General features: G+C 68.1%; 20 protein-coding genes. 8 read left to right on the forward strand and 12 right to left on the reverse strand.

The window, feature by feature from the left end; translation table 11 throughout:
- Positions 1-167: 167 nt before the first annotated feature.
- From VT85_RS18390 to VT85_RS18435, 9 genes are all read right to left on the reverse strand, one after another.
- Entirely contained in the window at positions 168-560 is a 393-nt protein-coding gene (locus VT85_RS18390) for a response regulator (RefSeq protein WP_068418621.1), read from the reverse strand.
- 206 nt (positions 561-766) lie between these two features.
- A complete protein-coding gene (locus VT85_RS18395; protein WP_156512945.1) occupies positions 767-2,188 on the reverse strand; it encodes a DUF1571 domain-containing protein in 1,422 nt (473 codons plus the stop codon).
- A gap of 178 nt (positions 2,189-2,366) precedes the next feature.
- Positions 2,367-4,061, reverse strand: coding sequence for a GH3 auxin-responsive promoter family protein (locus tag VT85_RS18405; RefSeq protein ID WP_068418630.1), 1,695 nt, complete (start codon positions 4,059-4,061; stop codon positions 2,367-2,369).
- 30 nt (positions 4,062-4,091) lie between these two features.
- Positions 4,092-5,180: an alpha/beta hydrolase gene (locus VT85_RS18410; protein ID WP_197490860.1), complete on the reverse strand. Its 1,089-nt coding sequence runs from the start codon at positions 5,178-5,180 to the stop codon at positions 4,092-4,094.
- Between the two features lie 106 nt (positions 5,181-5,286).
- Positions 5,287-6,573, reverse strand: a complete 1,287-nt coding sequence (fabF, locus tag VT85_RS18415) for a beta-ketoacyl-ACP synthase II (RefSeq protein ID WP_068418633.1) — start codon at positions 6,571-6,573, stop codon at positions 5,287-5,289.
- A gap of 73 nt (positions 6,574-6,646) precedes the next feature.
- Positions 6,647-7,972, reverse strand: coding sequence for a beta-ketoacyl-[acyl-carrier-protein] synthase family protein (locus VT85_RS18420; protein WP_068418637.1), 1,326 nt, complete (start codon positions 7,970-7,972; stop codon positions 6,647-6,649).
- A gap of 177 nt (positions 7,973-8,149) precedes the next feature.
- Positions 8,150-8,695 (reverse strand): 3-hydroxyacyl-ACP dehydratase FabZ family protein, encoded by a 546-nt coding sequence (locus tag VT85_RS18425; RefSeq protein ID WP_068418639.1) that lies wholly within the window; start codon positions 8,693-8,695, stop codon positions 8,150-8,152.
- A gap of 163 nt (positions 8,696-8,858) precedes the next feature.
- Entirely contained in the window at positions 8,859-9,242 is a 384-nt protein-coding gene (locus VT85_RS18430; RefSeq protein ID WP_068418643.1) for an acyl carrier protein, read from the reverse strand.
- 382 nt (positions 9,243-9,624) lie between these two features.
- The gene (locus VT85_RS18435) at positions 9,625-10,152 is read right to left on the reverse strand and encodes a 3-hydroxyacyl-ACP dehydratase FabZ family protein (protein ID WP_068418646.1); all 528 of its coding nucleotides are present in this window, start codon (positions 10,150-10,152) and stop codon (positions 9,625-9,627) included.
- A 404-nt stretch (positions 10,153-10,556) separates the two neighbouring features.
- Here VT85_RS18435 and VT85_RS18440 point away from each other — a divergent pair, with 404 nt between their 5' ends.
- Positions 10,557-12,635 (forward strand): PD40 domain-containing protein, encoded by a 2,079-nt coding sequence (locus VT85_RS18440; RefSeq protein ID WP_068418649.1) that lies wholly within the window; start codon positions 10,557-10,559, stop codon positions 12,633-12,635.
- A gap of 3 nt (positions 12,636-12,638) precedes the next feature.
- On the opposite strand, the gene VT85_RS18445 is transcribed toward VT85_RS18440, so the two are convergent.
- The gene (locus VT85_RS18445) at positions 12,639-13,772 is read right to left on the reverse strand and encodes a M20/M25/M40 family metallo-hydrolase (RefSeq protein ID WP_197490861.1); all 1,134 of its coding nucleotides are present in this window, start codon (positions 13,770-13,772) and stop codon (positions 12,639-12,641) included.
- A gap of 168 nt (positions 13,773-13,940) precedes the next feature.
- On the opposite strand from VT85_RS18445, the gene VT85_RS18450 reads away from it, so the two are divergent.
- On the forward strand, positions 13,941-14,273 hold the full coding sequence (locus tag VT85_RS18450) for a hypothetical protein (protein WP_068418655.1): 333 nt from the start codon (positions 13,941-13,943) through the stop codon (positions 14,271-14,273).
- 154 nt (positions 14,274-14,427) lie between these two features.
- On the opposite strand, the gene VT85_RS18455 is transcribed toward VT85_RS18450, so the two are convergent.
- Both VT85_RS18455 and efp read right to left on the reverse strand, forming a co-directional pair.
- Positions 14,428-15,579, reverse strand: coding sequence for a M20 family metallopeptidase (locus VT85_RS18455; protein WP_231871407.1), 1,152 nt, complete (start codon positions 15,577-15,579; stop codon positions 14,428-14,430).
- 90 nt (positions 15,580-15,669) lie between these two features.
- A complete protein-coding gene (gene efp, locus VT85_RS18460) occupies positions 15,670-16,233 on the reverse strand; it encodes an elongation factor P (RefSeq protein ID WP_068418658.1) in 564 nt (187 codons plus the stop codon).
- Between the two features lie 378 nt (positions 16,234-16,611).
- Between efp and VT85_RS18465 the strand changes: the two genes are divergently transcribed.
- From VT85_RS18465 to VT85_RS18485, 6 genes are all read left to right on the forward strand, one after another.
- Complete coding sequence (locus VT85_RS18465; protein WP_068422265.1) at positions 16,612-17,349, forward strand: TetR/AcrR family transcriptional regulator; 738 nt, start codon at positions 16,612-16,614, stop codon at positions 17,347-17,349.
- A 126-nt stretch (positions 17,350-17,475) separates the two neighbouring features.
- On the forward strand, positions 17,476-18,924 hold the full coding sequence (locus VT85_RS18470; protein ID WP_082858715.1) for an efflux RND transporter periplasmic adaptor subunit: 1,449 nt from the start codon (positions 17,476-17,478) through the stop codon (positions 18,922-18,924).
- A 54-nt stretch (positions 18,925-18,978) separates the two neighbouring features.
- Complete coding sequence (locus tag VT85_RS18475; protein WP_082858716.1) at positions 18,979-22,227, forward strand: efflux RND transporter permease subunit; 3,249 nt, start codon at positions 18,979-18,981, stop codon at positions 22,225-22,227.
- 447 nt (positions 22,228-22,674) lie between these two features.
- A complete protein-coding gene (locus VT85_RS18480) occupies positions 22,675-22,872 on the forward strand; it encodes a hypothetical protein (protein WP_156512946.1) in 198 nt (65 codons plus the stop codon).
- Between the two features lie 18 nt (positions 22,873-22,890).
- On the forward strand, positions 22,891-23,223 hold the full coding sequence (locus VT85_RS27780) for an ISAs1 family transposase (protein ID WP_231871532.1): 333 nt from the start codon (positions 22,891-22,893) through the stop codon (positions 23,221-23,223).
- Positions 23,224-23,513: 290 nt separating this feature from the next.
- On the forward strand, positions 23,514-24,218 hold the full coding sequence (locus VT85_RS18485) for a HEAT repeat domain-containing protein (RefSeq protein WP_197490862.1): 705 nt from the start codon (positions 23,514-23,516) through the stop codon (positions 24,216-24,218).
- Positions 24,219-24,278: the final 60 nt, after the last annotated feature.

Genomic DNA, 24,278 nt, shown 5'->3' on the forward strand with positions numbered 1-24,278 from the left:
CGTCGAGGGAGTGCGCAGGCCAGGCGGATCGCTTTCGATCATCGTTCCCCCCGAGAGGATCCGATCGATGGGCGGTCCGTCCGGCTCTCGGCTGCGGGAGTCGATCGCGTCCAAGTCCCCGCAATCGAGCGATGAATCCGCGATCCGACGAGTTGCCGCCGCCTGGATCAGTTGTCGTAGAACTTGCGAAGCGCCTTGTGGACCACATGGATGACCACGTGGCGGCTGACCGGCTTCTCCAGCACGCAGAAGGCGTGTTCGGACAGGGCGCGGCGCATCAGGCTCTCGTCGCAGGCGCCGGAGATCAGGATCGCCGGCAGCGCGGCTCGCATCTGGCGGAAGACCGCCAGGGTCTCCAACCCCGACAACCGGGGCAGGTGCATGTCCAGCAGCGCGATGTGGACGTGATGATCACGGACGATATCGATCGCCTCCTCGCCGCTCTCGGCGAGGAACGTGCGATAGCCGTGCGGGATGAGGATGTCGCGGAGGGTTTCGCGAACGCCCGCATCATCGTCCGTGATGAGGATCGAGTAATCGTGTACTGCTGATGACGTCATAGTCTCGACCCACGTTTGATCCGCTCCGAGGATTCAACCAGGGTGATCGCACGCAAAGGATGGGCCAATAGACTCCTCGGCCCGCCATCCATCAGACACGATCGAAGCAACCGCTTGCAAGGTCGGGTTTTAAAAAAACCCCTAAGTCGCACGAGCGAGTCGATCGCGGGACCTCGCCCGCGACCGACAGCCCGCCGAATTGGCAGTCAACGCGTCGCCGTGGGCGCAGGTTGGTCGGACGCGGCGGAGGCGGCCTTGGCGAGCCGCGAGAAGAGGCCCTTGGACTCCCCCCACCGTTTGTCGGGATCGAAAGCGTCGGCGGCGGCGAGTTCGGTCGGGTCCGCCTTGAGTCCGTCGTATCGGTACGACTCCAGCAGCGCCCCGTCCGCCTGGTGGGCGGTGACGACGACCGGCATCAGGCTGTCGGCGTCGAGATAGACCCGCCAGACTTCCCTGGTGGGCGTGATCCGCTGGATCAGGTGACATTCTCGATCCACGTCCTTGGGCTTCTGCACGCCTTTATACGTCAGCCTGCCTTCGGCCCCGGTCGGCCGGCCCTGAGAATCGACCTGGCTGGCGAGGTTGTTGAAGATCGTGTCGAAGCCCGCCTCGGTGATGGCGTGTCGACTGTTCCGCAGGGCGAGCGGGCTGTCGACGGGGATGCTCATGCGCGGGATCGGGATCGCCGAGTTGGCGATGTTGACGTGCATCACCCGATCGTTGATCGCGGCCGAGTAGATGACTTCGCGGCCCTTGTTCGCCCCGTCGGGCCATTCGAGCCGGACGGCCTTGGGCTTGCGACGGATGCTCAGCAGGGCCTTCTCCTCGGGGAGGACCTGATTGCCGACGCGCTCCACGCGGGTGATCGAGACCTGATAGGTCGACATGGCCTCCAGACGCGCGCGAGCCTCGTCGAGGATCGACTTCAGGGACGGCCCGGCCGCCCCGACCGGAGCCTCCCCGCCCGGCTTGGCCTGGGCGAGCGCAGGGGGAGGCGACTGGGCCGGGGCTGGCTCGGCGATGGGCTCGGTCGCGAGGTCGTCGGCGACGGCCTCCGGCGGAGCGGGCGCCAGGTCGGCGGCGGCGAGTTCAGGCGGCGCCGGCGCAAGCTCGGCCGGCGGTTCGACCGGACGAGGCTCGGCCGCGACTGCGGCGGGGGCGGGGTCGGGAGCGGCGGAGGCCATCAGCGGTCCAGCCGCGCCGTCGGGGTCTCTCAGCACGGGAAGGCTCTCGGGACGTCCCAGCGTGACGCGGACGCTTTCATCGGCCGTCCCACGAGACCGTGGGCGTGTCGCGGCGAGCGCCGGGGTCGTCCGACCGTCCGAGGCCGGTTCCCCTTCGTAGCGGCCCTCTGCGCCGGCCTGGGGCTTCCGGTCGGGACCGGCGGCCAGGGCCTCGGCGTCCTTGACGGCCTTCGATCCAGCCATGCCTTCAGCGTAAAGGTCGTATCCGGGTGCTGAGGGGGCGCGGGACCATAGCATGCTCGACATCGCCCCCGCGGAGGCCTGCAAGGCCTGGCTGGTCGCGCAGCCGAGCTGCCCGCAGATCGTGGCGGTCGCGGCGGCCACGATGAGCATCGTTCGTCGTACCGAGATCGTCTGCCGCGCTTCGGCGTTCGCCCAAGTCATGAGAATGGTTCCCCCTCGCTGGGGAGTCCGCCAGAGTCGGAATCGTCTGGACGGCGGCCCTGGAGCCCTGGCCTCGATTTGAAAGCAGGCGCAGCCTTATCATAAACGCGGCGTCCGGGCAAGGCGAAGCTTGCCGGCGGGGGCGTCGACCGAGCGGCCCGCCCCCCTCCCCGCGAGGTCAGGAGCCGATGGTCGCGGCCATCGGGAACCCGTGGATCGCCTCGACGTCCGGGATCAGGTGCGGCTGCTTATACTGTTCGACGGTCCCGCCGCTGCGGGCGAGCCGACGCTTCTGGAAATCGCCCCAGGCTCCGTCCTGGATGCGGATCGTGCGGACCGGGCCGAGGCGGAGGCTGTCCCGCTTGGCGGCATACTCCACGTTCAACGTCCGAAGCTGCTCCTCGACCGCCGCGTCGAGCCGCTCAGCGGCCCCGTCGTCGGGGAGGTCGGAGGTTTCGACGAGCAGCCCGTAGGACGGCGGGTCTCCCCAGATCGGCAGCAGCAGGTACGAACGCAGACGGATGCCGACGGCCCGTTGCGCCGTCTCGACGGCCGTGATGACCTGGTGCTCGGAGATCTTCTCCCCCGTCAGGCTGGAGAAGTGGGCCCCCTTGTTCAGGAACTCGACGATCGGGGCCTCGCCGTGGAATCCGACGCAACGCACCAGATCGAAGATGTTGTAGCGGTACAAGCCGCCGGCCGTGGACAGGAGGACGAAATAATTCTTCCCCTCCACAAGGTCCGCCGCCTCGATCGTCTGGGGGTCGGCCTTGTCGGCGTCATCCTCGGGGATGAACTCGAAGTAGTGGTGCCGGATGTCGAGCACGCCGGCGGGGGTGCCGTCCTCGATGGGAATCGTCATCCGCCCCTCGGAGGCGATCAAGCCGACGTCGCGCACCGGCTTCTCGCCGAAGAATTCAGGATAGCCGCGCAGGTACGCCCGCATCGTCCCCCCCATCCAGTTGGAGAGGAACTCCAGATTCGGCCAGTAGTCGCGGGGGAGGAGGCGGCCGGTCTCGCCGACGATCGCCTCCAGGCGCCGCGCGGCCGCCTTGCGCCGGAACCTCGTCCGGAACTTCAGCTCCTTGCGGACGTCGTCGGGGATGGCCCACTTGGTCGCGAGGGTGCCGTCGTACAGGTCGCGGATCAAGGTCTCGCGCTCGCGATCGCCCAGCCGGACCATGTTGAGGATCGTGCTGGGGTTCGCGGCGATGATCGTCCCCAGGTTCTTGGCGATCGAGAACCGCAGCGCGACGTAATACTTGGACTCCACGTCCTTGATCCGCGAGCCGCTGGGGGGCATGCAGTAGGTGGTCCGGATCATCCGCGACTGCATCGAGGCCGTGAGCCCCGTGATCGCCCCGCAGGGAATGCCGGCGGGCGAATAGCTCTCGCGCCAGTCGCTGGCGATCTGGAGGATGGGACGCAGGCCGTTTTCGATGATGTCGGGATGGGAATCGAACGCCTGAATGCCCCAGATCAACCAGCCCGCGCGGTAATTCTCCAGGGACTCGCGGGTGACCGGGATGGTCTTCGGGCGGTTGGTGGTCCCCGAGGTCATGGCGAACATCAGGACGTCCGTCCCCGGCCCGAAGAGCGCGGAGACGTCGCCGTTGCGGACCCGGTCGATGTAGGGCTCGTGGCGGCTGTAGTCGCCGATCGGGACCTGCCTGCGAAAATCCTCCGGGGTGCGGATCTGGCCGAAGTGGTGGTCGCGGCCGAACGCGCTGTCGGCGTTGCGGGCGATCCGAGAGAGGAGCAGCTCGCGCTGGACCTTGCGGGCCTGCTTCGTCTGGTCGTGGAACTCGACCGCCAATCGGCGGGCGCGGTTCGCGATCCGGCGGCCGACGAGCCGCTTCAGGAACGTGAGCATGATCGGTCGACGCCCCGCAGGTGGAAGGATTCAGCCGGTCACGGAGGAAGCGATGTTCGTGATCAAGCCCGAGGCTTCGGCGCGGCCGTGGACGGCGTCGTACTTGCCGAACTCCGAGGCCGCGATCTCCTCCTCGATCTCGGCCAGGGGCCGCCGAGGAGCGTGCAGGTCGACGAACTCGCCGAGCCGGCGGGCGTACTCTTCGGGCTCGGTCTCGCGGCAGCGATTATGCTTCGCGTCCGCCACGAACCACTGGCTCCTGGGCTCGCCCGCCCAGTCGAAAAGCTCATGTGCGATGTCGGTTCCGATATAAACGTCGCGCTCGCCATGGATCTGGAGCCAGGGACGCGGGGAGAGCCGGGCGACGGCCCGCTCGACGCTGGGATAGGTGCAGTTGCGGGCCCGTTCGGTCCCTCTCCGGGCCACGTCTCCCAGGGTCGCGAAGATGAACCGGGGGACCAGGGCCAGGAACCACCGGCTGCGGACGTAGATCTCGGCCCAGCGGACGATGTACGCGGTCATCGTGCCCCGAGTGGGGAAGGCGCCGTCGGTGACCACCCCCCAGACGTCGGGCTCGGCGGCGGCGACGAGCAAGGCGGTGCCGCCCCCCCGGCTCACGCCGAACAGCCCGTAGCCGGAAAGGTCGCGATCCGGCCGCGAGCGGAGATACGCCAGGGCGGCGCGGAGGTCCTCCACCTCGCGATCGGAGGCGTACTGGAGCGGCTCGTACGACGGGTCGACCGCGCTCGCCCCGTGGCTGCGGAAGTCGAAGCTGAAGACGTCGAAGCCGCGATCCCTCAGGTGGTCGAGATACGGCGCGTAGCTCCAACGGTCGCTGAGGAACTCGTGACAGTAGACCAGGACGCCGACCCGCGAATCGGTGCGAGCCTTGAAGTAGCTCCCCTTGAGCGTCAGGCCGTCGGCCGTCGGGAAGGCGGCGGGTTCCCCGAGGTCTTCGGGGACGATCTTCAGGGGCTGGAACACCGGCCGTTCCTGGAAGATCCGGCGGATCACCGGGCAGTACATCCAGGTGGTGTACGCCAGGAAGCCGCCGAAGACCACGACCGGAGTGGCCGCCAGGACCGCCAGGACGATGAGAAGCGTTGAGAGGCCGACCACGACTGGGCTCCCGTCGGATTCGTCCATGCCGTCCACGACCGACCCGGGCCCGGCTCGCCACGGAGCGAGACGGACGTCGGGGGCTGGAACGGCTGCGAGACTCCGGTCAATCGGTATAGCGTTTGAGGATCAAGGTGATGTTCTGGCCGCCGAAGCCGAAGCTGTTCGAGAGCGCGACGTCGACCTTCTTCTTCCGCGACTCGTGGGGGATGTAGTCGAGGTCGCAGTCGGCGTCGGGATTGTCCAGGTTGATCGTGGGGGGGAGGAGGCCGTCGCGGATGGTCAGCAGGCAGACGATGGCCTCGACGCTGCCGGCGGCGGCGATCAGGTGCCCCATCATGCTCTTGGTGCTGGAGATCGGCACCTTGTATGCGGCGTCCCCGAACGTCTTCTTGATCGCCAGGGTCTCGACCGAGTCGTTGACCGAGGTGCTGGTGCCGTGGGCGTTGACGTAGTCGACCTGATCGGCCTCCAGGCCCGCCACTTCGAGGGCCTGGCGGAGGCAGGCGATCGCGCCCCGGCCGTCTTCGTGGCTGTCGGTGATGCGGAAGGCGTCGGCCGTGGAGCCGTAGCCGACGATCTCGCCGTAGATCTTGGCGCCGCGGGCCTTGGCGTGCTCCAGTTCCTCGAGGACGAGCATGCCCGCGCCTTCGCCGATGATGAAGCCGTCGCGGTCGCGGTCGAACGGCCGGCTGGCCTTCTCCGGCTCGTCGTTGCGGGTCGAGAGGGCCGTCAGGAGGATGAAGCCCGTCACGCCGAACGGGTGGATCATGCTGTGGGTCCCGCCGGACAGCATCACGTCGGCGCAATCGTGGCGGATCATCTCGAAGGCCTCGCCGATCGCCTGCGAGCTGGCCGCGCAGGCGGTCAGGCAGTTCGAATTCGGCCCTCGGGCCCCGAACTTCGCCGCGAGGTGGGCGGCCGGGGTGCCGGGCTCTTGCTCGGCCTCATGGATCATGTGCAGGTCGTGGACGCCGTACTTCGTGAAATCCTGGGTGGCGACCTTGCCCGATTTCCCGGACTTGTACACCAGCTTCACGAACCGCTCGAAGTCCTGCTGGCCTTCGCCCGCGCCAAGGTAGATCCCGAACCGCGTCCGATCGAACTCGTCGCCAGCCTGGGAGAGCCCCGAGTCGTCCATCGCCATCCGACCGGCCGCCAGCGCGAACCGCGTGTTGCGGGAGTGCTCGCTCCAGCGGTCTCCGTCCTCGATGTAGGAAGACAGGTCGAAGTCCTTCACCTCGGCCGCGATCCGGGTCGGGAAGGTGTGGGCGTCGAAGAGCGTGATCGGCCCGACGCCGCTCTTCCCCGAAAGGAGCGCGGACCAGGTCGTCTCCACGTCCCGGCCGACCGGGGTGACCATGCCCATTCCTGTGACAACGACGCGCCGCATGAAGCAACTTCCCGGGACTGCGCCCGACCTGGATGGAACGAGGAGCGATCGGAACCGATGCGCGAGGCGAGGCTCAGCCGGGAGACCCCGAGGGGGCGCCCCCCCGCACGACGACGGCGGAAGCCTGGCCGTTGACGGTCACGTTGGTGTTGACGAAGACCGAATTGTCGGTGGGCCGCGGGGCCCCGGTCACGACGTCGATCTTGCAGCCCGGGTCGAGGTCGTCGCAGTTCAGGGTCGGCGGGATCAGCCCCCGGTTCACCCCGACCAGGCTGGCGATCAGCTCGACCGCCCCGGCCCCGGAGGCGATGTTGCCGAAGAAACCCTTGAGGGCCGATACCGGCACCTTGCCCGGGCCGAACACCCGCTCGAACGCCCGGGCCTCGGCGAGGTCGCTGACCTTCGAGCCCGAGCCGTGGGCGTTGACGTGGCCGACGGCCCCGGGCTCGAGACGAGCTTCCCGGAGCGCCGCCTTGATGGCGATCTCGGTGCCGCCGCCGTCCGGGTCCTGGCCGCCGGCGAGGACCGCGTCGCAGCCCGAGCCCGAGCCGAGGATCTCGCCGTGGATCTTCGCCCCGCGCCGCAGCGCGTGGCCGAGTTCCTCCAGGATCAGGATCCCCGCCCCTTCGCCGGCGAGCGTGCCGTCGCGGCGGGCGTCGAACGGACGCAGCCCGGCGGCGGGCTCGCCGCTCCAGCGGGACATGGTGTCGTAGAGGGCCATCCGGGTGAGGCTGAGGGGGTGGATCTTCGAATCCCCGCCGCCGGTGATCATCACGTCGGCCTTGCCGCGGGCGATGATCCGCGCGGCCTCGGCGATCGCCAGGTTCGACGACGCATCGGCCTCGGTGATCGTGTTGCTCGGCCCCTGGCAGTCCATCAGGATGGAGATGTGGCAGGCCAGCATGTTGGGCAGGTACTTGAGCAGCCAGATCGGCTCGATCACGCCGATCCCTTCGCGGCCCCAGACCGGGAACTCGAACTGGCCGGTCGCCGAGGAGGCCAGCGAGATCGCCGGAGCCAGCTCGTCCAGCTCGGTCGAGATCAGGCCGGCTCCCAGGTCGATCCCGATCCGGGTCGGCTCGACGCCGCCGTCGACCAGGCCGGCGTCGTCCATCGCCCGTTGGGCGGCGGCCACGGCGAGCTGGATGTCCCGGGCCATGTACTTGCGGCTCTTGCGCAGGGAGGTGCGATACTTCGGCAGGGCGTAGCCCTTGAGGAAGTCGAAATCGCGGATTTCGGCGACGATGTCGTTGGGCAGCCCCTCGACGGGGAACGCTTCGACGCGTCGCAGCCCCCCCTCGCCGGTCGCGAGCCGCTCCCAGATGCGATCCGGAGCGTCACCCAGAGGTGTGACGAACCCTAACCCGGTTATGACCACGCGGCGTTCGGAACCAAGCATGTATGACCCGTCGAACTCCCCGGTGATGGCCTGCGGCTCGACCCCTCGGCCGTCCCGCCTTTCGCGGTGAGCCGTCGGGAGGCTCCAGGAACCGCCCGGACTGGATTCGTCCCGCGAGAGGACCCTGAACTTGGAATGCGTACAGTCTACCGAATGCCCGCGGACTTGGCGACCGCCTCAAGGGGCGGGCGGCGTCGCCGAGGGCTCGCCGTTGACCTCGTGCTCGACGGCCTTGCCGTCGAGTTCCTTGGCCCGTTGCTGCGCCTTGGCGAGGTCGAGCACGCCCAAGAGCTGTTGCGTGAACACGAAATTCTTGGGGCCGAAGATCTGGTTGGCCCGGGTGTTGTCCAGGTGGGCGAAGACGATCTCGGCGTCCGCGAGCAGGTCCGTCCCCAGGAACGCCTTGGCGTCGACCACCGCGCCCTCCGAACGGAGATCGGTCAGCGTCACCTCATAGATGAGCTGATCTCCGGCGCAGGCCACGCCGAAGAACTCGGCCCGGGGGATCTTGGCGAGCACCACCTTCTCGGTGAAGCCGCCGGCCTCCCCCACGAGGATCCCGCCGGTCTGGGCCAGGCCCTCGATGATGAGCGACGCCGGCATGACCGGATAGCCCGGGAAGTGGTCGTGCAGGTGCTCTTCGGCGAGGGTCAGGTTCTTGATCGCTCGCGCGAACTGACCGCTCCGGAACTCCACGAACTTGTCGATCCAGATCCATCGCATGGTCGAAGACGCCGCCAGGCCAGGGGAAAGATTGGGAATTCGGTCCGGCCGCCCCGCGATCGCCCGAGGAGGTCGACGACGCCCGCCCGCGCGGGTGGGGGGGGACCACCCGCCGCGGCGTCGCGCGGACCGTCCGTCCTCCGAGACGGCCCCGCGGCCCGGCTCAGGAGCCGAGCTTGCTCTGGACGTACTGCACCAGCATGTCGACCGTGTACAGGTCGCCCAGCTTCTCGACGTCGGGGTCGGCCTCCAGCTTCGAAAGGTCGGCGAACGGCAGGCGGGCCTTCAGCTCCGCGACGCCCTTCGACGTCAGCCGGCCGTCGGCGATCCATTCGGGATCGGCCAGGTTCTCCGGGAACAGCTCGCCCCGGGGGATCTTGATGCCGAAGTTCCGCTCGAGGCGGAAGACGATGTCCAGGAAGTCGATCGACTCGGCACCCAGATCGCCCTGCAGCGTGGACTCGCGGGAGACTTCCTCCTCGTCCACCCCCAGCGCGTCGACCAGGGTGGACTGGACCTTCTCGAAGATTTCTTCGTATGCGGGCATGTCATCCTCAGGAATAAGGGGGAACACGGGCTCGCACTCGATCCACGGCGAATCGGGGACGCGGTCGGGCCTTCGATCAAGTCGGCTCACTTAATCGTCGGCGAGATCGAGCGGCGAACTTCAGGGGGGGTGGGTCGCAAGGTGGAAGCCCGATTCGCTTGGGGGGGCCTTCCCGGATCCTTCGGCCGGAATCCGAGAGTCGCGTCCGATTGTCCAGAAAATCGGGATTCCTTGCAACCTCATCACGCTCAACCAAGGATACGATCAAACTGGGCAAGGCTGGGGAAATATTCCGGGCTTCCCCGCGAAGACTTTATCGACCTTGCCGGATGGGCGGGTCGCGCCTGAGGAAACGGCCGCCGCCCTCCCCTTCCGGGCCGGTTCAGACCAGCTTCGCCGCCGCCGGCTCGGGCGTCCGGGCGATGGCGCGAGCGCCCACCGAGCCCTTCCGCAGAGTGGCGTAGAGGTCCCGAAGCCCGGCGACGATCTGGGCGTCGGTGTTGTGCAGGAGCGGATTCTTCTCCCGCAGGTTGTACCGGGTGAGGATGATCCGGCCCTTCACCATCTCCTGCCCGTCGATGACCCCGACCCCCTTGAACGTGGCGTTCTGGCCGACGTCGGAGACCAGGTCCACCTTGAGTTCGAGCTGGCGGCCCGGCTCGACGAAGCTGCCGTACTTGATGGTCTTGGCCTGCTTCAGCACGATGATGCTGTGGGCGAAGTCTTCCATGTCCCGGATCAGCCACGCTCCGGCCTGCGTCAGGGCCTCCAGCATCAGCACCCCGGGCATGACCGGAAATCCCGGGAAGTGGTCGGCGAGGTATTCCTCGGCGAGCGAAAGATTCTTGATGGCGTGCAGCGAACGCCCGGGCTGGACGTCGAGGATGCGATCGATCAGGACGAAACGCATGGATGCTCCCGAATTCAAGAAGGCGGAGACTCAAGGGGGCTCGACTCTCGAGCCGTCCGGGACCGGGGCGTCGGGGAAGTCCGCGAGCGACGATCCCTCATCTTATCGCCGGGAGGGAGGCCGATTCAAGGACCGGTCCGTAGGCCCTTGGCGCGACCGCTGGACGTAACTCGTTCGAGAGAAACATACAACTTTCGAAGGCTCGGTCAAATGCGCGGGGTCGTCCGCCGCGACGGACGCGCCGTGGGAGCGGCCTGACCGGATTGGGGCGGGGCCTTTCAACTAGGAAGTCGGCTCCGGCGACCTTATACTTGAATCGCGTCGTCGTCGCGCCGGGCGAACGACGCCCTCTCCACAGTTGCGGAGGCGGATCGCGGCCCCGACCCGGCGGAGGGTTTGGGAACATGCTGTCGAGCCTGGTGGGCCTCCCCCACGTCCTGTCGGCCGCGCTCGCGACGGTCGCATTCGGCGCTCCGATCGATTGGTCGCGCGACGGCCGGTGGATCGCCCACCTCGCCGTCGACTCCGCCGAGGCCCCCGCCCTCCCCCACGGCTGGATCCTTGCGCCGGCGATCCCGTCGCCGACCCCCGCCGCCGCGCGGCGGGTCTATCGGCTCTGGGCGACCCGAGCCGGCAGCTCGGACTCGGTCCTGCTCGCGGAATCTTCCGATCCGCTTTCCTCGCCGACCTGGGGGCCCGACGGCCGTTCCCTGGTGTTCGGTCGTTTCGTTGCGACCCAGCCCGACGGGCCGTCCAGCGTCCGCGGCCGTTACGAGGTCGTCGTCCAGTCGGGGCTGGACCAGAAACGAGTGATCGTCGTCCAGCCCGACCTGGAACTCGACGCCGAGTCTCGCGCCGCGATCGTTCTCCTGAGGCCGACCTTGAGCGCCGACGGTCGACGGCTGGCGATTCCGAGACCAGGCCCGGCCGGCGGCGTCTGGCTGCTGCGGCTCGACGAGGACCGGGTGTCTCGGACGATCGACGCCGCCCGCTTTCCGGCCTGGTCGCCCGACGGCCTCCGCCTCGTCTACCTCAAACTGGCGCCAGGGCCGGACGGCCCAGGAGTTTCCGTCCACCTGCTGAATCCGGCGGGTGGGGGCGACCGTCTCCTGAGCAACGACGCCGCGCTGACCGCCTCGCCCCCCGTCTGGGGCCTCGACAGCCAGACGATCCTGATGATCGCCAGCCCGACGCGCGGGCCGTTCCGGCACACCCAGGTCGACCTCGTGAGGATCAATGTGGAGGCCGGCTTCAGCGCCCGGATCTCCACCCTCGAGGCCGCCGCGCCGGTTAACGTGCCGCAGCGGTTCCGCGGCCCCGCCACGGCGGTCGGCGAACGGCTCCCTACGATCCACGTCGAACTCGCGCTCGACGGCGAGCAGGAGCAGGGAGTGTGCCTGGTCGACGCCGACGGCCAGGACCAGGTCATGAAGTGGTACACCGTGCAGACGCAGAACACGTTCAAGCGGTTCCACCCCCTCGACGCCGGCCTCCGCATCCGCGCCCCCGCCCTGTCCCCGGACGGCCGGACCCTGGCGTTCCGCGTGCTGGACGGCGGGCCCTCGGGACTCGCGGCCTTCTGCGACCTGAACACCGAGGAAATCGTCCTGATCGCCCCGGACGCCGCGACCCGGGACCGCTGGCTCGATCGACTCGCCGCCTGCGCCGTGGACCTCATCCAGACCTGGCTCCCCATGACGGCCGGGGACGGCCCCGGAAACCGGGCGACCATCCTTCCCATCCTCAGCGAGCTGGGCGGGATCCATCCCCGGCAGTACCGGCTGCAACGGCTCGCGAAGTTCGCCCGGAGCCTGCTGGAAGAACTTCCCCCAGCCGATCGCGCGGACCCCTCGCCGGAATCGTTCGAGGAGTTCCGGCTCTTCTTCGCCTATCTGAACCGGGACTACGCGACCGCCGAGCGCCATCTCGACGCGGTCGAGGCGGCGTCAGACGATCCCGGCTCGCGGCTCCGTTGGCTCTGCCTCCGCACGCAGATCCTGCTGGGCCAGGGCGAGGTCGATCGGGCGCGGGGGATCATCGACTACATCGATCGCGAGACGAACGTCCGTGCGGTGAAGCTCGAACACTCCCCGGCCGGCCCCGTCCTCACCGAAGTCGAGAACCCCGAAAACGCCTGGGCGAAGCACCTGGCGCAGAAGGCGACCGATGGCGCGCTCCGGCGGGCCCAGGCCGGGATGGACGGCCTCGACTTCGAGGAAGCTCGCGAGCCGGATCCGGGACTGGGACCGGGCGAGCTGGACCGGATGCCGAATCTCCCGTTCGCCCCGAACGCCGGCGTCGATCAGGGCCTGAACCCGATCGCGCCCGACGAGTTCGGCGGGATCGCACCGCCCCGGCCTCGCCCTCGGATCTTCGTCGAGCCCGGCGATGGCGTCGAAGGCCCGGCGGGGAGGCCCTTCCGGGCCCCTGCTCCGCCGCCGCCCGGAGACGTCCCGATCCTGCATCTCGAACAGGAAAACTGACTCTCAGAAGGCGGTCATGAGGACGATCCGAGCCGCCTGAATGATGCTCGCCCGCTCCGCCGGCGAGACGGTCCCGCGCTCGACCACGCCGTCGAGAGTGCGCAAGGCCCCGGCGATCACGAACGCCTGCGCGGCGTTGATCCGAAGCGCGGCCCGGTTGGCGTCGAGCACGCGCAGGACGTCTCGGATGGTGACCGCCTCCTCGAGCGGGTGATCGACCTGGTCGCTCCACCGGGGGAGCGCGTCCGCGACCGCCGCCTTCGCGACGACCCCGTGGATGAGCTGGCTGATCTCGGTCAGCTTGGGATAATCCAGGGTCTCCGCGGTGTCGCTAGGCGCGTGGTAGCGAGGGTTCTCGCCGGTGCTGAAGAACAGGAAGGGGACCTTCCGACTACGGAACGGACCGTAGTCGCTCCGGTTCAAGATCAGGAGGTCCGCCCCCAGGATTCCGAGGGTCAACGGACGACCCGCGGCCTCCTCGAACAGCCAGGGACGCAGCGCCGGGATGTGCTCGGTCCCCATGACGAAGACGAGGTCTTCGCAGACCCCGCCGAGCGACCGGCCGATCATGTCGGCGGTCAGGAACAGGTCGATGCTCTCAATCGGGAACGGCGGGTTCGCGGCGAAGAAGCGCGAACCGTAAAGCCCCACCTCCTCCTGATCGAAGGCGAGGAACACGACCGAGCGCCGAGGCTTGCCGGCCGACTCGACCAGCGAGCGCGCCGTTTCCAGGAGCATCGCCACGCCCGAGGCGTTGTCGTCGGCCCCCGGATAGAGGACGCCCCCACGAACCCCCAGGTGGTCGTAATGGGCCGATACGATGATGAAGCGGTCCTTCAACTCGGGATCGGCCCCGCGCAGGATCGCCCCGACGTTTCGACCGACCGCCTCCACCGGCGGCGCCGGGGGGATCTCCTGGCCGAACTGGCCGTCGAACAGCGGCTCCAGGCCCAGGCGGCGGTACTCCTCCGTGATCAGGGCGGCCGTCTTCCGCCCCCCCTCTCCGCTGCGGCCCTCCAGCTCGGGCGAGGCCAGGAGCTTCACCCAGCGTTCGAGGTGCGGGCGTTCGGGCCGGGGGGGCTCGGCGGCCCCGGCCGTCGCGATCGCCAGCAGCGCCGCGACCCCCGCGACCCCCATCCGACGACCAACCGGAATGAGCCATGACGAGGACCCGGACGGGCGATTCGGCGCTTCGTGCATAACCGATCCTTGGGAGGGGAATTGTTTTTCGGATTCGCCCCACGGCCGGGTTCCGTGTGTCATTCTATCCGTGGACTGGGTTAGTTCCCTACACGGAGGTGGAACGTGTCGCGAGGCTCATGGATTTCGGCGTTCGCGCTGGCCCTGGCGTTCATGCTGGGTGGATCGGCGAAGGCGCAGGACTGGAACGATTACCTGCACTGGCCCTACGTGCCCCCGCAAGTCCCGGGCAACGGCTTCGAGTACAACGGGCTGTACGACGGCTGGTACAAGTACCCCCGCGAGCAGCGGATCGTGCCCCAGATTCAGGGCCCGTACTACCGCAACTTCTACGGCGGCTATCGGGTCCTCGACAAGTTCCGTCATCCCCACGGCTGGCATGACTGGAACAAGAAGAAGTTCTACCAGGGCAACCACTTCACCATGGACGTCTTCTGATCCGGTCTCCCGACCGATCAGCCTGAGCGTCGGGCCGCAGCCCAGGGATTCAACGTCCGGGTTGCTCCCGAGAGGAACCGCCCCGAACCTCTTCTCCCGGAAGAGGCTTTCGGGGCGGTTTCGCATTCGCCTCCCGCGATGACCTCGGAACGGCTCAGCCGAGGGCGCGGGCGATCTGGTAGTACGCCTCGACGGCCAGAGCCACTTGGTTCAGCTCGACCCACTCGTCGCGGGTGTGGGCCTGGGAGATGTCGCCGGGGCCGAAGACGATCGCGGGGATGCCCACTTCGCCCAGCGGGCCGGCGTCGGTGCCGTAGGGGACCCCGATCAGGCCCGGCGTCCTCCCCGTCGCGGCCTCGACGGCCCGCGTCAGCGGTTCCAGCCAGGGGCCGAGCGGAGTCTCCAGGGCGGGCATCCGACCCCAGGGCTCCTCGAATACGACCCCGTCCAGCCCCTCGGCGCCGGCGGCCACGGCGGCCCTCGCCTGCTCGACGCAGCCTTGCCACGTCTCGCCGGGGAGGATCCGGCGGTCGATCTCGATCTCGCAGAAGTCGGGCACGACGTTGACGCTCTGGCCCCCCTCGATCCGGCCGACCGACAACGTCGGAGGGCCCAGTCGGGGATGCGGCGTCGATTCGATCAGGACGCGGGCGTGCCCCGCCAGGGCGTCGACGACCCGGGCCATGCGGTAGATCGCATTGACCCCCAGATCCGGCTTCGAGCTGTGGCAGGCGACCCCCTTCGTGCGGATCTTCCAGCGCACCGAGCCCTTGTGCCAGGGGACGAGGTCGAGCTGCGTCGGCTCGGCCACGATCGCCAGGTCGATCCCCTTCTGGGTCTCGGCGAGCAGGTCCGACCCCAGGTGGGTGTACTCCTCGTCGACCGTGCAGGCCAGGACGACCGACGCGGAGCCCGCCGGCCGTTCGCGCCAGAGTCGGCGGAAGGCCAGCAGCATGGCCGCCATCCCCGCCTTCACGTCGCACGCGCCGCGACCGTAGAGCCGCCCCTCCTCGACGCGGGGCTCGAAGGGGGGGATCGTCATCCCTTCCACGGGCACCGTGTCCTGATGGACGTCGAAGAGCAACGACCGCGCGCCGCGATCGGGGGACTCGTAGCGGGCGATCAGGTTCACCCGACCGGGCGCCACCGTCTGGCGCTCGACCGGGATCCCGGCCTCGCGGAACCAAGACTCCAGATACGCCCCGATGCGGGCCTCGTAATATTCCGGGCCGGTCACGTCCCTCCCCATCGGGTTGACGCTGGGGATCGAGACCAGATCGGACAGCAGCCGGGTCAATTCATCCACGATCCGCGCCTTTACGGTGGAAGGGGATAGGACGGAACCGACGCGACTTCGCGCGGCCCCGGGCCGTTCGTCGTCGCGCCGCGACGCCGGTCATTTCACGCGTTCGAGGTATTCGCTGGTCCGGGTGTCGATGCGGATCTTCTCGCCCGGCTTGATGAACGGAGGAACCTGGACCTTGAGGCCGGTTTCCAGCGTCGCTTCCTTGTACTGGTTGGTCGCGGTGGCTCCCTGGAGGGCGGGGGGCGTGTCGGCGACGGTCAGCTCGACGGAGTCGGGGATCTCGATCGACACCGGCTTGTCGTTGATGTACTTGACCATGACCTTATTGTTGGGAAGCAGGAACTCCATCGCCGTCCCGATGATCTCGGGCGAGAAGTGGAGCTGGTCGAAGGTCTCGGTGTCCATGAAGACGTGCTCGTCGCCGGACGAGTACAGGTACTCGTAAGGCTTCGTCTCGACGTAAGGGACCTCGATCTGGTCGACCGACCGCAGCCGCTTGTCGATGAGCGAGCCGGAGTTCATGTTGCGGAGCTTGGTCTGGACCATCGCGCGGAGGTTGCCGGGCGTGTGGTGGGCGAAATCCACCACGACATAGTTCACCCCCTCCATCGTGATCACCATGCCACGGCGGACGTCGGTCGCTTTGATCATCATGGGTGGTTGCGTCTCTCTCTGAGGGACCGTCAGGACGGGGGCGGCGATACCCTCCGGCCGTTCTCGTCCGTGTGGGACGGATCGGGGCGGCGAAACGGCGGAGTCCCCGCGAATTCAAAGCCCGAATTTACTGGCCTCGCGTCGGTTTGCCTAGACCGCCTTCCCCTTCCGTCGGGCCTCGCCCTCTGCCGGGAGCGACCATGCCGGGGCCGATGACCGTCGAATTTCCGGCGATCGACGACCGGGGCCCGGCCGTAATCCACCGTCGCTCCGCCCTCCCCTCTTTCCCCATCTACCGGCTCCCCCGGTCGCCGTCCCGGGCGTGAAGTTGGATTCGACGACTTGACGAATTTCGACGATCCGTCGATAATCCCCTTCATGAGCACGACCACGCGAAAACAGAAGGAGATCCGCCAGCGCGAGGCGTACCTGTTGGACGTCGCGCGAAGGATGCTGATGGAGCAGGGATTCGCGGGCCTGAGCATGGACCGCCTGGCGGAGGCGACCGAGTATTCCAAGGGGACGATCTACCAGCATTTCTCCACCAAGGAAGACCTCGTTGCGGCGCTGGCGGTGCAGAGCATCGAGCACCGTCGCGAGCTGTTCGAGCGGGCCCGGGCCTTCGAGGGTCGCGCCCGCGAGCGGATGTTCGCGATCGGCGTGGCCGACGAGCTGTTCGGCCGGCTCCACCCCCAATACTACCAGGCGGAAATGGTGATCCGCCTCGCGAACCTCCAGGATCGGGCGGACGTCCAGAGGCGAAAGCTCCTGAGGGAGCGGGATCGGCAGTGCGCCAGCTGGGTTTGCGAGATCATCGAGGCGGCGATCGCGGACGGCGACCTGACGCTGAGGGACCCCTGGACGCCCGAGGGACTGACCTCGGCCTCGTTCGCGGTGGCCGTCGGCACCCATCTCGGCCTGATCAACGCCGACCCGCTCTTCAAGGGGTGCCCCACGGAGCACGCCTGCCGACTGAAGCGCGAGAGCCTCAACATGATGCTCGACGGCTTCGGTTGGCGTCCCCTCTACACGGACTGGGATTACGCCGGGACCCGCCTCCGCGTCATGGAGACGATCTTCCCCGACGAGTGGCGAGTCATCCGCGAAGAGTCCTAGCCCTCTCGTCCCGGCCCGCGCCGGGGGCGAATTGAGACACCACCCCATTCCCGGGCCGTCGCGACCGTGTCGCGAGGCGCCCTTCCCCCTCCGACCGAGGACGCCCCGCGCAGGGGCCGGCAGCCCATGAAGATCCCACGCAGCTTTCGACGCGAGTCCGCCCGGCGCCTCTTCCTGACGGCCGCGACGCTGGCCTGGGCGGCCTCGCCCGGCTGCTCGAAGCCCGAGGCCCCCCGGGTCCCGCCGCCGCCGCTGGTGGGCGTGGTCGAGTCGAGGCGGATGGACGTCCCCATCATCGACACCCCCAACGGCACCACCAGCGCGATGGAGGCCGTCACCCTCCGCGCCCGGGTCCGGGGCTTCATCACCGAACGTCGTTTCGAGGAGGGCTCGTTCGTCAAGAAGGGGGATTTGCTCTTCGTGATCGACGAGGAGCCCTACAAGGTGGCCCTCGATTCGGCCCTGGCCAAGCAGGCCGAGGCCGACGCGGCCGTCCGCAAGGCCGAACAGTCGAAGAACCGGGAGATCGCCGCCGCCAAGGTCGCGCTCGACCTCGCCCAGCTCAACCTCAAGCGGATCGAGGAGCGTCGCGCCCGCGTCCTCCTCACGCGCAACGCCGGCTCCCAGGAGGACCTCGACCGCGCCGAGGCCGATCGCAAGCAGTTCGAGGCCCAGGTCGAGGCCGACGAGGCCAACTACGACCAGGCCGTGGCCGATTACGACATCGGCATCCTCGCCGCCAAGGCCCAGCTCGAGGCGGCCAAGGCCGGCGTCCGCGACGCCCAGCTCGACCTCGGCTACTGCCGCATGACCTCGCCGATCGACGGCCGCATCGGCGTCGCCCAGGTCAAGGTCGGCAACCTCGTCGGCCCCGGCCAGGAAGGGGGCGGCTTCACCGACCTCGCCACCATCCAGCAGCTCGACCCCCTCTCGGTCGACATCCGGGTCAGCTCGCGATACCTCGACCGCGCCACCCAGCTCGTGCAGCGGCAGGCGACCGTCGAGCTGACCCGCCCCGGCGTCGAGGGGGACGAGCAGCATCCCTACATGGGGCAGCTCTACTTCATCGACAACTTCATCGACGAGACCACCTCGACCTTCCTGTCCAAGGCCCGCATCCCCAATCCCAACGACTCGCTGCTGCCCGGCGAGTACGTCAAGCTCAAGATGGAGATCCAGCAGCTCAAGGACGTGGTGGTCGTCCCCGCCCAGGCGGTCTCCGAGAGCGAGTCCGGCCCCGTCGTCTACGTCATCGACAAGGAGGGGAAGGTCGCCATCCAGAGCGTCCAGGCCGGGCTGACGACCTACCAGGGGATGCGAGTCCTCTTCGGCGGCCTCGAAGCGGGGGTCCCCGTGATCGTCGAGGGCCTCCAGATGATCCGGCCCGGCATGCCCGTCACGGTCCAGCCCGCGACCCTCGCCCGGCCCGTCGAGACCCCCACGAAGTCCGAGACGCCGACCGAGCCCGGGACGGCGACGAAACCCGAGACGCCCGCCGAGGCGAAACCCACGCCGCCGTCCCCGGCCGGGCCGAAGGCCGCCGAGGGCGCGCACGGGACCGACGACCGCGGCTGAGGACCTTGCCCGTCCCCGAGGGACCTCCCCAACCCCAACGAGCGCATTCTCAACATGGTGAATTTCTTCATCGGCCGGCCGATCTTCGCCACGGTGCTGGCGATCCTGATGGTGCTCATCGGCGGGATCTGCGCGACGCTCCTGCCGATCGCCCAGTATCCCCCGATCGCCCCGCCCCAGGTCCAGGTCACGACGACCTACACCGGGGCCGACGCCCAGAGCGTCGCCCGGACCGTCACGACGCCCATCGAGCAGCAGATCAACGGCACCAAGGGCCTGCTCTACTTCAGCTCCGACAGCACCAGCAACGGCATCTCCAACATCGTGGCCACGTTCGACGTCGGCTACAACCAGGACATGGCCGCGGTCGACATCCAGAACAAGGTGCAGACCGCCAACGCCCAGCTCCCCCCCGAGGTCAAGCAGTACGGCGTGACCATCAAGAAGACGTCGACCGACATGGTCTGCGTCGTCAACCTGATCTCGCCGGACGGCCGCTACGACGCCAACTTCCTGGACAACTACGGTCAGATCTACATCTCCGACGTCCTCAAGCGCATCCCCGGCGTCAGCGACGTCATGTCGTTCGGCCGCAAGTACGCCATGCGGATCTGGCTCGACCCCGACCGCCTGGCCAACATGCGGATCAGCCACGACGAGATCCTCGCCGCCGTCCGCTCGGAGAACCTCCAGGCGGCGGCCGGCAAGATCGGCGGCTCGCCCGTCCCCGAGGGCCAGGTCCGCGAGTTCCCCATCACCGTCAAGGGCCGGCTCTCCAAGGCCGCCGAGTTCGAGGAGATCATCGTCCGCCGCAACGACGACGGCTCGATGGTCCGCCTCAAGGACGTCGCCCGCGTCGAGCTCGCCTCGGAGAACTACGAGACGGCCGGCTTCCTCGACGGCCAGCCCGCCGGCGCCATGCCCGTCTTCCAGTACGCCGACGCCAATGCCCTGAACATCGTCGAGGCCGTCCGCCACGAGATGGAGCGGGTCAAGGAGGACTTCCCCGACGGCCTCGACTACGCGATGGCCTACGACACGACCAAGTACGTCGAGGAGAACATCGAGGAGGTGGAGCACACCCTCCTGGAGGCCTTCGGCCTGGTCATGATCGTGGTCTTCGTCTTCCTCCAGGGGATCCGGGCCACGATCATCCCCATGCTGGCGATCCCGGTGTCGCTGATCGCGACCTTCGCCGCGATGGCCCTCTTCGGCTTCTCGATCAACTCGCTGACGCTCTGCGGCCTGGTCCTGGCCATCGGCCTGGTGGTCGACGACGCGATCATCGTGGTCGAGAACGTGGAGAAGTTCCTCCATCGCGGATACCGGCCGCTGGAGGCCACCCGGGCCGCCATGGCCGAGATCACCGCGCCCATCGTCACCATCACGCTGGTCCTCGCCGCCGTCTTCGTCCCGGTCGCCTTCATGCCCGGCATGACCGGCCGCCTCTACAACCAGTTCGCCATGACGATCGTCTTCTCGTTCGTCTTCTCGGCGATCAACTCGCTGACCCTCAGCCCGGCCATGGCCCGGCTGTTCCTACGGCCCAAGCGCGGCGAGACCCGGTTCTTCCTCTTCCGCTGGTTCAACGCCGGCATGAAGTGGATCGAGGACTCCTACGACGCGGTCCTCGTCTTCACCGCCCGCCACTGGTGGACCATCGTCGCCCCCTCGCTCGGCCTGCTGGCCCTCACCGGCTACATGATCGCGGCCCGGCCCAAGGCGTTCGTGCCGACCGAGGACCTGGGCTACCTCCTCGTCGTCATCCAGACCCCCGACGGCACCAGCCGCGAGATCACCTCAAAGGTGGTCCACAAGGTGGCCGAGGTGGCCCAGAAGCTCGACGGCATCCAGCACATCGTCGCGCTGGACGGCCTCAACATCATGAACTCGACGACCCAGAGCAACTCGGGCATCGTCTTCACCCCGCTCAAGCCCTGGTCGGAGCGGCGGAAGCCCGAGCTCCGCGCCGCCGCCCTCGCGCAGCAGCTCCAGGGCATGCTCTTCGCCGAGATCCACAACGCCCTGCCGCTGGTCCTCCAGCCCCCGCCGATCCGCGGCCTGAGCCAGACCGGCGGCCACGAGCTGGTCATCGAGGACCGGGCGTCCAAGGGGGTCGACGCCCTCCAGCGGGTCGTCGACCAGTTCCAGGACGCGGCCAAGAAGCGGCCCGAGCTGGCCAGCGTCTTCACCCCCTTCACGGCCCGCGTCCCCCAGCTCCGCTTCGAGCTCGACCGCGTCAAGGCCCGCCGCCTCGACGTCCCGGTCGCCGACGTCTTCGCCACCCTCCAGGTCAACCTTGGCGCTTATTACGTCAACGACTTCGACCTCTACGGCAAGGTCTGGCGCGTCCTGATGCAGGCCGAGGGGGGGGTCCGCAACAAGCCCGAGGACATCCAGAACCTCTACGCCCTCAACCGCAAGGGCGAGCGCGTGCCGCTCAGCAGCCTGGGCGAGGTCCACTACGCCCTCGGCCCGATCGACGTGCCCCACTACAACCTCTACACGTCGGCCAAGATGACCGGCAACCCGGCCCCGGGCTACAGCTCCGGCCAGGCCCTCAACGCCCTCCGCGAGGTCGCCGACGAGGTGCTCCCCGAGGGCTTCGGCTACGAATGGACCGGGACGACCCTCCAGGAGATCAAGACCGGCGACCAGGCGACCTACATCTTCGCCCTCTCCATCGTCTGCGTCTTCCTGTTCATGGCCGCCCTCTACGAGAGCTGGATCCGGCCCACGGTCATCATCCTGACCGTCCCCCTGGCCATGTTCGGCGCCATGGTCGGCCTCTGGATCTACGACATGCCCCTGGACGTCTTCGGCCAGATCGGCCTCGTCATGCTCATCGGCCTGGAGACCAAGAACGCGATCCTCATCGTCGAGTTCGCGGTCGAGCAGCGCGAGAAGCATGGCAAGAGCATCCTCGACTCGGCTATGATCGCCTCTCGCGAGCGACTCCGACCGATCCTCATGACCTCGTTCGCCTTCGTCATGGGCGTGCTCCCCATGGCCCGGGCGACCGGCGCCGGCGCCTACAGCCGGAACTCGCTGGGCGTCGTCATCGCCTTCGGCATCGCCATCAGCACGGTCCTCGGCCGGTTCGTCATCCCGATCTACTACGTCCTCGGCGAACGGCTGGGCGACTACCTCAAGAAACTCCGCCACAGCGAGGAAGACGAGATCGACCACGAGACCGACGACGATCGCCGCGACGGACAACCCGCGCTGACGGCCGTCCACGGCAACGGCATGGTCCACTTCCACCACTCCCCCGAAAGCCCGAGCCACGCGACCGGCGACTGAACCTCGGCCCTGATCCGACCAGATTCCTCGACCCCCGCCCGGCCTCCAGGCCCGGCGGGGGTTTTTCGTCGGCGACGCCGGGGCTCCATCAGTCCGGGGCGGCGAGGGTCGATTCGGGCGGGCCGGCGACCGCGGCGCTGCGCCGACGAGGCGTCGGCGGCCCAGGGCGGCTGCGCATGATGGGTGGTTTGCGATGATCAGGATGTGAGAATGCTCGGGGACGTCGGCCGCTGGCCCGGCTACCGAGACGCCGAAGCCCTCGGGACGTCCCACTCCCATGCCTGACGAACCTTCCACCCGGATCAAAGGGCACTTGGCCAGCTTGACCGACCCGCGTCGCCGCAAGGTCACCTACCCTCTGGCGATCTCGGGAGCGCAGGTGACGATCGATGCCATGGGCAATCAGACCGAGATTGCTGAGAAGATAGCCAAGCAGGAGGCCACTATGTGTTGGCCGTCAAAGGCAACCAGCCGACGCTGCATGCTGGTATCGTGGAGTTCTTCCTGGTCCACATGGATGACGATTTCGCTCGGGTGAAGGTCAGCCCCCACGAGACGGTCGAGAAAGGTCATGGCCGGTCCGAGCAACGTAAGTACCACGTGCGCGCCGTGCCCGAGAACCTGCCCGATCGGACCTGGTCGTAGGGCCTGAAGCAGCTCGGTCTGGCCGTCAGCGACACGGTTCGAGATGGCAAGCCAAGCGATAAGGTCCGCTATTTCATCTCGAGCAAGAAGATGATTGCCCGGCGATTCGGGGCGGCGGTGCGGGGTCGCTGGGGGATCGAGAACTCGTTGCACCGGCGGTTGGACATGAGCTTCGGCGAAGACCGAAGTCGAGTGAGGAAAACAGACGCTGATGCCAACTCCGCCTTGGTTCGCCGGGCGGCGTTGAGCCTGCCGAAGAACGAGAAGAGTCAGAAGGCCGGGGTGAAGGCCAAACGACTGAGCGCCGCCTGGAATGATAGCTATCTCGAGGAAGTCCTGTTCGGGACGTAAATCGGGCGACGGGGGTTCGCTTGTGAGCCCGCCCCCTGCGGCCCCTCCGACAAATGTCTTGATGGTGCGTGGCGCGGTTGCTAGCCTCGGTTACCAAGTGGTCCGTTCGTCCGGTCCGGAGTCCCACCATGAAACGGAAATCGCGAACCGTTATCGTCGGGGCGGCCGCGCTTGCCGTCGCCTCCCTGGGGGTCTGGTTATCGCGCCCGGGGAGCCCACCCGAGCCGTCCTACCGGGGGGAGACGCTTAGTGCATGGCTGGAGGACCGCCGCGCGACGCCCCGGAGGTCGGTGGTCCTTTCGGACGAGGCGGTCGCGGCCGTCCGTGCGCTCGGCCCGAAGGCGGTCCCGACGCTTCTGAACTGGCTCCGCTCATCGGACTCCTCGGTCAGTCGGAAGGCCAACATAGTGCTGGAGAGGGGCTTGAAGCTCCCGGTGCGGGTGCCGACGAACGAGGATAAGCGGATGCGGGCGATGTACGGGTTCCGGGCCCTCGGCCCCGCCGCCAGGTCCGCGTTTTCTGCCCTCGTCGCGATCGCCTTGAATTCACCGGACGAGTGGCAAAGGGGCGATGCGATCAACGCCCTAACCGAGTCCGACGCCGAAACGATGAGGCTCCTCGCCGGGGGCCTCAAGAGTCCCGACCGCGAGGTCCGTCTCCGGGCCGCCTTCGCCCTCGCCTGCATCCGGATCGCTCCCGACGCGGTCTGCCTCCCCGCGCTCGAGGGGGCCCTCAACGACCCGGACACCGGGGTCCGTGGCGAGGCGGCCAAGGGCATCGCCCTTTTCCACCAACAGCTTAAGGCCTGCGCGGATCGTCTCGACCATCGCGACGCCGAAGTTCGGGCCTCCGCGGCACGAGTGGTGGGTGGCTACCGATCCCGCGCCCGCGCCTTCCTACCGGCTCTCGAAGCCGCCGTTCGCGACTCCGATCCCGAGGTCTGCGATGCCATCGCCGAGGCGATCCAACAAGTTCGGGGTCGTGGATCACCCTGAGCGACTGAGAGCCGTAGCCAGCGTTAGCTCGTGTGGTGGAGATGAATAGCCGAGGCCTCG

It is taken from the genome of Planctomyces sp. SH-PL62 (assembly GCF_001610895.1).
Lineage (GTDB): Bacteria > Planctomycetota > Planctomycetia > Isosphaerales > Isosphaeraceae > Paludisphaera.

What these genes read in the sequence shown, in the direction of transcription:
- VT85_RS18430 (WP_068418643.1), bottom strand. Translation starts at nt 9,242, where the DNA reads ATGCCCGCATACGAAGAAATCTTCGAGAAGGTCCAGTCCACCCTGGTC.
- VT85_RS18445 (WP_197490861.1), bottom strand. Translation starts at nt 13,772, where the DNA reads ATGGGGGTCGCGGGGGTCGCGGCGCTGCTGGCGATCGCGACGGCCGGG.
- efp (WP_068418658.1), bottom strand. Translation starts at nt 16,233, where the DNA reads ATGATGATCAAAGCGACCGACGTCCGCCGTGGCATGGTGATCACGATG.
- VT85_RS18470 (WP_082858715.1), top strand. Translation starts at nt 17,476, where the DNA reads ATGAAGATCCCACGCAGCTTTCGACGCGAGTCCGCCCGGCGCCTCTTC.
- VT85_RS18425 (WP_068418639.1), bottom strand. Translation starts at nt 8,695, where the DNA reads ATGCGATGGATCTGGATCGACAAGTTCGTGGAGTTCCGGAGCGGTCAG.
- VT85_RS18440 (WP_068418649.1), top strand. Translation starts at nt 10,557, where the DNA reads ATGCTGTCGAGCCTGGTGGGCCTCCCCCACGTCCTGTCGGCCGCGCTC.
- VT85_RS18395 (WP_156512945.1), bottom strand. Translation starts at nt 2,188, where the DNA reads ATGACTTGGGCGAACGCCGAAGCGCGGCAGACGATCTCGGTACGACGA.
- VT85_RS18405 (WP_068418630.1), bottom strand. Translation starts at nt 4,061, where the DNA reads ATGCTCACGTTCCTGAAGCGGCTCGTCGGCCGCCGGATCGCGAACCGC.
- VT85_RS18420 (WP_068418637.1), bottom strand. Translation starts at nt 7,972, where the DNA reads ATGCTTGGTTCCGAACGCCGCGTGGTCATAACCGGGTTAGGGTTCGTC.
- VT85_RS18390 (WP_068418621.1), bottom strand. Translation starts at nt 560, where the DNA reads ATGACGTCATCAGCAGTACACGATTACTCGATCCTCATCACGGACGAT.
- VT85_RS18465 (WP_068422265.1), top strand. Translation starts at nt 16,612, where the DNA reads ATGAGCACGACCACGCGAAAACAGAAGGAGATCCGCCAGCGCGAGGCG.
- VT85_RS18475 (WP_082858716.1), top strand. Translation starts at nt 18,979, where the DNA reads ATGGTGAATTTCTTCATCGGCCGGCCGATCTTCGCCACGGTGCTGGCG.
- VT85_RS18435 (WP_068418646.1), bottom strand. Translation starts at nt 10,152, where the DNA reads ATGCGTTTCGTCCTGATCGATCGCATCCTCGACGTCCAGCCCGGGCGT.
- fabF (WP_068418633.1), bottom strand. Translation starts at nt 6,573, where the DNA reads ATGCGGCGCGTCGTTGTCACAGGAATGGGCATGGTCACCCCGGTCGGC.